The organism is Enterococcus sp. 4E1_DIV0656 (assembly GCF_002140695.1).
GTDB classification, from domain to species: Bacteria; Bacillota; Bacilli; order Lactobacillales; family Enterococcaceae; genus Enterococcus_D; species Enterococcus_D entomosocium.
In genome coordinates, this window is sequence record NZ_NGLF01000004.1 from 98,878 (window position 1) to 110,161 (window position 11,284).

Here is an 11,284-nt window from a genome sequence, read left to right on the forward strand (position 1 = left end):
TGTCAATTTTACGATTAACTGATGAATAGCTTCTTTTTGCATTTTATTCCTCCACTTAAACCAATCGTCTATCTAGTTTACATATTACATAGTACGTCATCAAAAAAACTCAAACTATTCTTCATTGATTTCAGTTACCCATTAAATTTTTATAATTTATAACAGTTCTTTCTGTAGTATTTGTCACTTTTGAATTTGAAAGGGTTACAACTGCCGAATTACTGAGTAGCTTTATAATTGTTCCAGCCGCTTGTTTTTTTCTATATATAAATATGACCTGTTGATCTATATGAAAAGCTTGACCTTCTATTGAAAGTTGTTGTGGTTTCCATTGTGAAAAACTCATTCTTACCCCTCCTTTGAAGTATGAAAAAACCCGCCTCACACATGTTGAGACGGGTTAAAAGACACTTTTATGCTTTGTAGATATTAGCAGCTTGCAAGCCGCGTTGGCCTTCTTCAGTATCAAAAGTAACTGCTTGACCTTCATCTAAAGATTTAAATCCATCCGCTTGAATTGCTGAAAAATGAGCAAATACATCTTGACCATCTTCTCCTGTAATGAATCCAAAACCTTTATCTGAATTAAACCATTTTACTGTACCTTTATTCATATTGTTTCCTCCTTGTGCATCTCTAGTATGCGTTTTGTTGCAATAAATGTTTGATTAGCAAAAGGAGAGTATAAATTTAAGTATAGCACTCTTAATACGATTCAAAATATATCACTACAATTAGTATAACACATCATTACACGAGAATGTAATTTTGGAAAAATAAGTTATTTTTCTAAAGTAAAACTTAATGATATGAGTTTTTGCCTAAGTTATCTATTAATATTTATATATAGACTTTAAAAAGCCTTCCCTATGGCAACATAATTATATATTATGTACGGAATTGAGAACCGTCACTCTTTGTATGCAGGATTTTGTACCAAACACCTTCTTCTCCTGAAAGTTTGTGTATTGCTTTTTCCTGAAGCAATGTCTACTTGATCTGCCCTAAACTATGTCAGTTAATTTGTGTAACCCAGCCAGATGATGAAAATCACTATCTTCAAAAACAATTGTGAATACTTCCGCATGATCTTTTCTTCCTATTAAAATCTCAATTTTATAGGATTTAATTTCTTCAAAAATTTTGGCTGCTTGATATAATATGTCATTATTTTCCATTGTTGTTTTTTCCTTACAAAAAAAGAGATTTCTTTACGAAATCTCTAAAAGTTAAATTATGAGTGTTTTAATTGCTGGTTTGAGGTGTACGCACACAACCCTATTAAAGCTCAAACCACCAGTGCATTCCAGCGCACCGAAGATTATCACAGCTATAGTAGATACTCAAGTTATCTACACTATTACATTCTCATCTTTATACTATTATGTCAAATATTTCTCATGAATCTTCACTAATTATTAGCTTTAAAAATGAATAGCCATTTAATTTGAGAAAAACAGCTACTTTGCTAATTTAATCAAATCACGAAACTTATCAAAAACATGTCTTCTAGATTGTGTACAACTTTTTTATAAAGAACCGCAAAAAAACATTCTTTGATTGTTTTACTTTTTCTAGAGTTATCATTGTCCGCTACTTCTCAAATTATTTGCTAATAATTAATACCAAAGATACAGTGTTCATACATAAACGATAACATTTCCAACTCATCAATAACTTGACTACTATTATAGTACCTGGATAAAAGCGTATTAAACTTTTCGAAAACAGATTCAGGTATCGACAGTAATCCCAAACCTTGGCTAAACATAATCTGATTAGCAGTTAATAACGCAGTTCTCTTATTACCGTCCCAAAATATTTGATTTTTCGAAATGAATAGAAACAGTCGCAATGCCTTTTCTGTCTCTGATATCTCTTGATTCATTATCTTGTCATATTGATTCTTTACCTCATCTTCAGTTAACATTGGAGGAACATACCTTCCCTGAATAGTCGATACTTCTACTCCACCAGTCCGAATTTCACCAGGAAAAAGTGCATCTTCCGCTGCAACGATCCGATTAATCCGCTTACTTGTCTCTATTAGGGGCACCTGTACATCGTTTAAAAGCATTTCAAAGCCTCTTTTTAAGTTAACGACGGTCAGGACATCATCTACAGCCACGTTATTAGCCCGATTGTACTTAATAATCTCTTCTGTTTGTAACAATGTTGTGTTTAACCCTTCAAATTTCCCCGCATTATACACCAGCTCTACAATGTTCTTCTTCAATAAATACACCGACTCTTTGCGAGATAAGTGGTATTTATCAGGAAATTCAGGCCATTTTTCTTCATTCATTTTCTCACCTCTTGAATTTTTCCTTCTATTATATAGGGCATTATTCTGTCATAGATCCAAACTCTTTACTGCGGTATCCTTATCTTCCTGGGTGATCCCAATATAGCGTAAGGTCTCCCGCTGCGAAGAATGGTTGAGCAGCGACTGAATGATCTCTGTTTTGGTCCCTTGCTTGTACAAAAAGTAGCCGAAGGTCTTGCGCATCGAATGGGGACCAATTTCTTTTAACCCAACCGCCGTTCCTGCTTCATGAATGATCCGCCAAAGACTTTGTCGGGTCAAAGGCGTATCTGCTCCTTTTCGACTTGGAAACAAATAATTGCTGAAGTCTTGTGCTTGCATCTGCTCAGAAAATTCCGATTGAACATAATCGAGAATCACTTTTCGTAATTTGTTCGAAATGAAGACCGAATTGTGTTTGGCCGTTTTTTGCTCCTTCATGGCCAGACGTTCTTTGACAATCACCCGCCCACGAGAAATTTCTAATACATCACTTAATTTTAACTGTCTCAAATCGGAGATTCGATAGGCTGTATTGATCCCGATCGAAAAAAGCACCAAATTCCGTTGCCCATATTTTCCGGAAGCCAAAATTGCCTTCATGGCATCGATCTTTTTTTTGTCGCGAATCGGTTCCACGCTCTTCATTTTTAGCCACCTCTCAAATGTTACTTAATATGATTATAACAGATAATAAGTCACATTTAAACAAGCTATAGAAAAAAGGCCCTAAAAGAAAAGTGATTTTCTCTTAGAGCCTCTAAGGATGGAGCGATTTTGACGAATGTGACAGAATCAGTTTGTGTCACATTAAACATATGATAAACACATTATTTATTTTACAAAACAATTGATGCATGTTCTGCTTGCTAATGGATACTCGCAAATATTACACAAACAAAATTTGTCAGCAATATAATCATCTTCGAATATAATATCACACTCAAAAGAGACGTTCTAAAAAAAGAATGCTTCTTATTTTCCAATGGCTATTGACCACTTTTTTTCAAAATAATCCATCATGAATTTTTATGATTCGAGAAATCTTTTTGCACAATCTACATGGACACTATTAAAGATTTATAAATTTGATAAATCAGAGGCGACACCAGAGTATACTCTGTTGTCCTCCAAATGGAGATAGTTTCTGACCTAATTTATTGAGCTGCTGTAAGATTAATGAAATGAGGAATCAAAAAAGGATCAAAAATTTAAAAATTTTTTGACCCCTTGAAATAATTTTCTCAATTCCATAACTTGACTATTTAACTGAATCTGACTAATTAAGCCTCTGAAGGAGTTATGAAAGGAACAACGTAAAAAAAGAATCAGAAACCTAAAAGGTTCTGACCTTTTTCCTTATATCCAATTTTGAGATACGGATACTTATTTGTTTACAATTTCCTATGTTTTCGAAATCAAGTATTTCTAGTTGTGCGTCTTACCTTTGGGCAACATCGATTAGATCTATTTTAAGCTACCTGAAAAATCATGGAAGGTGGTGTTTGTGTTCGTAGATCATACCCACACAATTCCTTAAAATAACTTCGATAATCATTTTCTACGATTCGAAGAAGTTCATCTGCTGAGAAATCTTCAAACTTTATGAGTTCCACCAGTAGGTTAAGCTTGGCATCAATCCCTAGTAGCTCAGGAAACACTTGCCAAAAGGTCTCTGGTGACAATTGAGTCATCAATTGATCCAAACGGCAGCATTGTTTCTTTACATATTCTTCTATCACCGGCTGTTCTTGTGTTTTCTTTTCTAGTACTTGTCTGAAATAAGCAATATATTCTTTTTTCGTTGTAAATGATCGCATGCGTTTCCTCCTTTTTAGTTTTTAGATAAATGGAAAAGAGCAACTGCTCCTTTCCATTCGGTAATGTCTTAGTTTTCAGGAACTGCACTAAGCTCCCAGGTAAGGGTCGTTCTATAGCTTTCGGCATGTGGGTTCGCGCCTTTTGGCACATGAAGTGCAACACTTTCTTGTGCGTTTTCGGCATTTCCGAAGCGATAGATCCACGTCCCGGTTCCTTCTGTGCCTTCGGCACGAATCAATGTGCGTTTTTGTCCCGGAACAAGCGCTAGCGGATTCGTTGCTTGCAGGGAAGGTTCTGTTCCACCTTGAGCGGTGACCAATTGTTGGTTCATCAACTGCAGCTGTGCGCCAAGCAAAGTATGATCATTCTCAGTCGTAAATTGCGTGTTTTGCGTTACGGCCAGTTGCCAACCGTTACGGTCATTTTCTGACCGACGATCACTGACCTGAACATAGTTTGGTCGTTTTTCGGTATCGTTAACCGTACCTTCATCATTCAATAATCGTTGTGGTTGCGCGTAATAGGTTTTATTTGTAGGTGAAATTGATTGCGTACCGAAATTAAATTGAGAAACAAAATCAATACTTAGTTGTCCTTGATCCTCGGGTAACTCTGGTTGGTTTTCTGGATCCACTTCTACTTCCGGATCCAAAGGATCTACCGGTGAGACAGGACCTAGATCCCCAACGATTAGTGTCGTACCCGGTTCAAAAGTGACATCGTGGAACGCTAATTCAGTGGCCGGGTTGATATTTCCGCGAGTATTATTTGTTTCTGGAGGATTAACAACTCCTGCAGCTACAGCTGATCCTTCAGCATCTCGAAGAAATACTTGTATTTCATCATTCATTTCTAAAGAAACATCACTTAAGTCTAAGGTAAACCTACCATCCGCTTCTACCGTGACTGATTCAGTATTGATAGGGTTGCCATTATGTGTAGCTGTTACTTCTGCATCTACATTTTCCGTTATTCCTTGGATCGTGGTGCTGTCTTGTGCAATAATTGACGAAGAAAATTGTGCCGGTGTTGGTGGTACGATCGGGAAGACTTCCACCGTATCCGTCAAAATTTGATGTTCAAAACCTTCTGTAAGTTCGCCACTCGTCAGCTCAACTTTACTGATTCGAACTTTTGATCCAGCTTCTAACGGTTCATCTAAATCGATTTCAAAGAGTCCACCTCGAGGCTCTTCGCCATAAATACTGATTCCTTTTGATTCATTTGTATCACCCACCGTTTTGGCCGTATATTCTTGTGTCGTTCCTCCCGTCGGGGTTTCGACTTCTACGGTAACAATTGCTTCATCATCCCAAGCAGGACGACTTTCATCTACCCCCACTGGAAGACTCACTCGGCCATGAATTTTCTTATCGGCATTGGTCGGAACTCTAAGTTCATCTGCGATAGCCCATCGACCATTATTGGAAGATAGTCTACTGAACTGAGAAAGACCACTTGTTCCAATAACTGATGTGTTCAGTTCTTCAGGTCTACTTGTGCTAACCAATGTAGAAAGATTTGTACCTGAGAACGAATAAGCTAAACTCCGAAAATTAAAAGAGGGGTCAGAATCTAAATTACTAAATCTTTGCCACAAAGCTAAATCACTGTTTGAAGCAGTTAATGTAGAGGCACTATCAGTCGAAAAGAGAACTCCACCACTTGATTGTAAATTTCTAAAGTCTAAGAATAAAGGATTATCGAAATTTACATTCAAAGTAGAAACATTAAATGTCCCCGAAGCTGTTGTGGCAGTGTTGCTAACAGCTGAGAAATAACCTCCATTACTTACTTCTAAATCCATAGAGAATTTTGTATCACCCCAAGAATTTGTTATAGCAGCACCAGTTTGCGCAATAATTGACACTACAGATCCTGGATCTTTTACAATAAATTTATTATTGTTTCCATTTCTAAATGCCACTCCTGCGTTTGAAGCTCCATTTTGACTATTGTTGGGTGTACCGTCTCCTAGATTATCGATATAAAGCTTTCCACCCTGTTCTACAGAAACAGTTGAATTGCCCAATCCCATCCTAAATCCTTGGGAATTTCCAACACCGTCAGAACGCTTTATAGATACCACTGCACCGGTTGTAATTGAAAGAGTTTGTCCAAATCTGTTGGATCCCATCACTCCTGCTGTAGGGTTTATCGGGGCAATATAACCACCAATTGATCGGATCCCGTCCTGCTGAAGATTCACAAAAGAATTGTTTTTTATTACTACATCGAGAGCATTGTGAAAAAGTCTAGCAGAATCAATCTCAGAATTATCAATTTCCAGTGTTTCACCCGTCATTAAGTATAAAAATCCAATTGGAATAGTCACCTTGCTATTTCTAATTACTGTGGATCCATTAACCGATTGTAGAATTTCTATTGCATTAGCACTACTGCTGGTTTTTACCTCGAAATTACTATCAATAAATGAAATATCTGCCATTGCCCCATTCACGAAGAGACCTCTTCGTGATCCAGAAGTTACATCTATCTTGAGCTCACCATCATCAAATACTACTTTTACATCAGCTCCTCGTAAATGAATGGCATTATTCGCTGTATCAGTCGCAGCACCCGTGCCACTGGTTGTTGTTACTGAAAGTTTAGATCCATCGGTAACTGAAAGTTCCGGGCGAGCATTGTTGTTCCCAATCTGTATGTTTTCTGTTGCACCAGTTCCTGCACCTGTAATTGTCAGTTCACTCTGATTACTCAAAGATAGCAACGCATCTGGTCCTTGTAAAATAATACCTTGAGAAGAACCAGTGTCTGTCATCATCAAATGACTGTTATCCATGAGTACTTTCGGCGTTGACCCCTGCAAATAAAAACCTCGACCACTTGAAGCATTCATATTAAATTCTGTACTAGACATTGATACTAATGGATTGGCACCAATCAAGTTGATTCGTTGACCAGTAGTACTTGAAATATTTACACTTGATAAATCAAGAATTAGTTGCGGTGATACTCCATTAATATGAAGAGCTGCTGCAGTTGCACTCGTAACAGTCAATGAGGAGTCTTCCACATGAAGAGTAGGCGTTGTTCCTATCAAAACGATACCTCTTTTAGCATTCGTTGTATAAACAGTTAAAGCAGAACCATTTGTTACCAAGACAGAAGAATTGTTTCCAGTCATTGCTATTGTATTATTTAGTGTATTCGTTGCAGCGTCGCTCCCACCATATCCATGAACCTCCAAATTGGATCCTTCATCGACGATTATTTTAGCATTTGAGCCTCGGAAATCAATAGGATTTGCTAAACCTGATGTGTAAATTTTCAATTCGGAATTTTCTGAAACCTCTAGTTTTGAATTTGGTTCTGAAGAATGAATCATCATAGCATTTCCTCGTTTAATTTGGACAATTGTTTGATTTGATATAACTATTTCTTTAGCTTCAATAAATCTTACATATGAATTCTCGGATATGAAGGTGTTAATTCCATTTGAAAAATTTACTTTACCATTGGGCATGAGTATAAATCTCCATGTGTTATTCCCCTCTTCAATTACATCACTGATATCAAGCGTCCAAAGTTTACTCGCATTTTCCGACGACTGAATCAATGCACCAGCACTGCTTCCGAATTTAGTGACACGAATATTTTCAATTTTAAATACAGATGCTTGGTGAACTTCTAATAAGTCAAAATAAAAGTTTCCATTAGTAAAATTAAGCATATGATCATTCCCTCTGATAACCAATGGACGATCTACTGTAATAATATTACCAGTACTTTCAGTCAAATTGGCTTGAACAGAAATGATTCCAACATCAGGATTGGCAACTGCTGCTCTAAATTCTTCCATCGTAGAAACTTCTGCTGTTTCTCCATTAAAGACTGTCGGTTCGCCCCCTTGTGACGCCTCATCGGTCTCTTTCTCATCTTTTTTTTGCTCCTGCGCAGCTTCTGACACAGGCTTACGTACCCCTTCTGCCGGTTGTTCATTCTCTTGCTCTTCTTCTATTCCATTTTCTTCTTTCAATTCCTCTTGTCCAGCTGGATCATCCTCGGACGATTCCGCTTCTTCGACCGGGACTTCCTCGCTAATCTCTTCTTGCTCATTGATTTCTAAACGAGCCGTCGTCTCTTCCACCGATAGTTCATAGTTTCCCGTTTTTTCAACTATTAACGGAAGGACAAATGTATGTTGCGCACGTTCTGACTGAACGAGCCATTCATTAGGCTGCGCTCCTTTCTCAACTGAAATCCCTATTTGTAATTGATCTTTCAGGAGCGTTGTTTCTTCTGGTAATAATACTCGCGCTTCAGACACTTCTTGATCAGAAAAGAATGTCACTTGAAGGGGTTCTTCTACCGTTCCTTGCATTCGAGAACGAGTAAAGAAAAAGCGTGGATCACTGACCTGTTCTTCCTCCAGATAGTTTTTCATTGGTGATAGTTCCACTAATTCTTGTTCCTCAGTGTCCGTCATTGTCTCTGCGTAGACCATGACGACAGGCATGAATAAAGCTTGCATGATCAAGATGAGCGTCCCTAGCACAAGCATCGGTCGTCTGAATCTCGTGGTCATTTCGGTCACTCCTTCTTATTGTTCTTGCTCATTTGCCCTTGCTTTCTTTTTTGAATCAGTAGATACAAAATGATGCCAAGTAAAAGAACCACCAAAATGATTGCGCCAATCATCCACCAATTCAGACTTGAATCGATCATCACGTCTTGTCGATTTAGTCCCCTTGCCTCATCGGCCTCAATTGTAAACGTCTGCTCCCAGTTCCATTCTTCTTCACCTGAAGTTGCAGTTAGTTTTAAAAGATACTCCCCACTTTGAAAACGATCCCCTTCTAAGGAAATAGGGAAGTTGAAATGAGAGTTTGGCGCCATCTGCATCATTTCTTCACTGGCTTCATAGAGAACCTCATCTTCTCCTACTCGTTGAACCATCGCATCTATAGCCATCCGATTCACAAAGGTGGGCGTAAAGTTCTGAATCGTGGCACTGATCACATTACGGTAGTTCAGTTGATCCGCAAAAACATCTAAGAGAGCCAGATCAGGTTGAACGGAGTCTCGGGAATTACTCACTACAACACCGACCACATAGGCGAATTCATTTTCAATCGCAAGCCCCTCTTCCTCGCTTGTCGTCTCTTCTTGTTCTTCCTTGACTTCCTTGATGTGCAGGCCGCCAGCTAGGAACCCTTCAAATGATTCTTCAGGCATATGTAATGGAAGTGTAATTGTTCTTGTCTCATTTCCTGCTAGATCCACAATGCCCGAAGGGGCAATCAATTCATCCAATGAATGCACGAGGCTCGTATCCGGTTCTTCGGCATCTTTGCCATACTCCACGACCCCATGTACGTTGGTATACGCCGTGTGAGGTGTCACTTGCACTTGAATCGGTTCACTGCTGGCATTTTGTACTTTCAGCCCTAAGGTCTCTGTTTCTCCAACTGTTAGATTCAAATCAAAATAACTCTTTGATCCTTCGACTTGACTGTCAGGAAATTCAGGTGTGACATAAAAATTGAGGCTGCCTTCATTCGCATGGCTGATCATAGGAAAACAAAAAAGGCCAAAGGAAATGACTAACAGAACGAGCCACTTCGTGGCCGCATGATAAATAGGTAAGTAAATATTTCGGGTCAAACTAAACAATCTCCTTTCTTAAAGAAACAGCGCTACAAGAACTTGTAACGCTGTTGAGAGTTCCTAAGGAATCAATTCACTACATTATGTGTTGTCTCCAGGTGCTTCCGGCGTACTCGGGGTATCTGGTTCACCCGCTTCTGGGCCATCTGCATCAGGAATCGTTGTTAATGTCCAGTTCAATGTCGACTTATAGGTTGTCGCATCTTTGGTCGTTGATCCTGGGATGGATAAACGAATCGCGTTGTTTTCTACCACGTCGATGTCGTCATTCGCAAATTGGGCATCCAAGTCGGCTTGATTGCCCCAAATAACAGAAGAAGCCCCCGCCCCTTTGCCTGTGCCAGCGGTCATCACAGGACGTGCCGCACCATTAGGCAATAATTTTAATCCCGATGCGTGCGCCGTTGGCGCATTGGCTGCCGTGTTTCCTTCATACTGAATCCGTGGGCTCACAAACTCGATCTCAGCCCCTGTCAGCACGCTATTTTGTGTGGTGGAAGTGAAGTCTGATAAGCTGACTTGTAGATCCCACCCAACATTTGTTCCACGCAAGTCTTGTACTTGTGCAAAAGAAACATAGGGAACTTTGTTATTGTCTCCTTGGGTTCCTGCAAGTTGTTGCATCTCGGCAACCATATTATAGGTTTGATCCTGGTTTGAGATCACTTGTGACCCAAAGTTCATCGTTGCAGCTTTCACAATCGATAAAGGACCAGTCGTTCCAGGTACTTCTGGGTCGATATCTACATCTGGACCTGGTAATGGGGGGATGACTTCTAACTCACCATCTTCATCTGTCGGTGCAGTGAATTTGATTTCTCCATCCGTTCCTACTGTTCTTACTTCTTGTCCTTTTGGGCCGTCTTCCTCCGCAAATGCAGAAGTTGCACCTCCGGCTAAAATAGTTGTAGATAATGCGGCAATCGTTGCTAGTCGAATAAATTTCATGTTAATGTTCCTACTTTCTTCATCTTTTTTTGTACTGAGTGTGTGTGTTTCCATCGAATGGAAACGAAGCTAAGAAGAATGATTCCTAGCCAAATGAGCCATGGCTGGGCTGCATCATTTGTTTGTGGCAATGAACCACCTGGTTTGGCACTGTCTAGCACCGGTGGTTGTTCACCTGGATGTGGTGGTGTGGGGTCTGGATTCCCGATCGGTACATATGTGCCGGTAAATCCGATACTTCCTGTAGTCTCTACCGCTTTAACTTCTGTCCCATTCGCGGTACTAGTCATTCCAAGCGGCAATAGTCCCCACAAAAGTACGAGAATCTGACACCCAATTTTCTTTCTCGTCATGTCCCTCCTCCTTGTATTTCCCAAAATTCTTCGTTTTTTAGAACTGAATATGTAAAGACTGTCTCTTATACACATCTAGATGTGTATAAGAGACAGACCTAATTATGGTCATTAAAAACACCAAATATTTCTAGATTTATAGCTGTTAATTCACCTGTCTCTTATACACATCTAGATGTGTATAAGAGACAGGTTAATTCACCATACCCTTTCAATTTTAAGATGT

10 protein-coding genes are annotated in these 11,284 nt (G+C 39.2%); all 10 read right to left on the reverse strand.

The annotated features are described in order from the left end of the window. Positions 1 to 130: 130 nt before the first annotated feature. The 10 genes from A5882_RS19090 to A5882_RS19130 all read right to left on the reverse strand — a co-directional run bounded on the left by A5882_RS19090 (position 131) and on the right by A5882_RS19130 (position 11,058). Positions 131 to 346: a hypothetical protein gene (locus tag A5882_RS19090; RefSeq protein ID WP_086373511.1), complete on the reverse strand. Its 216-nt coding sequence runs from the start codon at positions 344 to 346 to the stop codon at positions 131 to 133. Between the two features lie 67 nt (positions 347 to 413). Then, complete coding sequence (locus A5882_RS19095; RefSeq protein ID WP_005237682.1) at positions 414 to 614, reverse strand: cold-shock protein; 201 nt, start codon at positions 612 to 614, stop codon at positions 414 to 416. Between the two features lie 390 nt (positions 615 to 1,004). Beyond that, entirely contained in the window at positions 1,005 to 1,178 is a 174-nt protein-coding gene (locus A5882_RS19965; protein WP_254908559.1) for a PBECR4 domain-containing protein, read from the reverse strand. Between the two features lie 434 nt (positions 1,179 to 1,612). Then, positions 1,613 to 2,305 (reverse strand): Fic family protein, encoded by a 693-nt coding sequence (locus A5882_RS19100; protein WP_086373513.1) that lies wholly within the window; start codon positions 2,303 to 2,305, stop codon positions 1,613 to 1,615. A gap of 48 nt (positions 2,306 to 2,353) precedes the next feature. Next, complete coding sequence (locus A5882_RS19105) at positions 2,354 to 2,953, reverse strand: tyrosine-type recombinase/integrase (protein ID WP_086373514.1); 600 nt, start codon at positions 2,951 to 2,953, stop codon at positions 2,354 to 2,356. Positions 2,954 to 3,777: 824 nt separating this feature from the next. Beyond that, positions 3,778 to 4,125 carry a hypothetical protein gene (locus tag A5882_RS19110; RefSeq protein WP_086373515.1) on the reverse strand — a complete coding sequence of 116 codons (348 nt, stop codon included), beginning with the start codon at positions 4,123 to 4,125 and terminating at the stop codon, positions 3,778 to 3,780. 68 nt (positions 4,126 to 4,193) lie between these two features. Continuing rightward, complete coding sequence (locus A5882_RS20210) at positions 4,194 to 8,675, reverse strand: WxL domain-containing protein (RefSeq protein ID WP_086373516.1); 4,482 nt, start codon at positions 8,673 to 8,675, stop codon at positions 4,194 to 4,196. Positions 8,676 to 8,680: 5 nt separating this feature from the next. Continuing rightward, positions 8,681 to 9,664, reverse strand: coding sequence for a DUF916 and DUF3324 domain-containing protein (locus A5882_RS19120; RefSeq protein WP_086373522.1), 984 nt, complete (start codon positions 9,662 to 9,664; stop codon positions 8,681 to 8,683). A gap of 174 nt (positions 9,665 to 9,838) precedes the next feature. Next, positions 9,839 to 10,705, reverse strand: coding sequence for a WxL domain-containing protein (locus A5882_RS19125; RefSeq protein WP_086373517.1), 867 nt, complete (start codon positions 10,703 to 10,705; stop codon positions 9,839 to 9,841). Then, positions 10,702 to 11,058: an LPXTG cell wall anchor domain-containing protein gene (locus tag A5882_RS19130; protein WP_086373518.1), complete on the reverse strand. Its 357-nt coding sequence runs from the start codon at positions 11,056 to 11,058 to the stop codon at positions 10,702 to 10,704. The genes A5882_RS19125 and A5882_RS19130 overlap by 4 nt, the downstream gene beginning before the upstream one ends. Positions 11,059 to 11,284 lie beyond the last annotated feature (226 nt).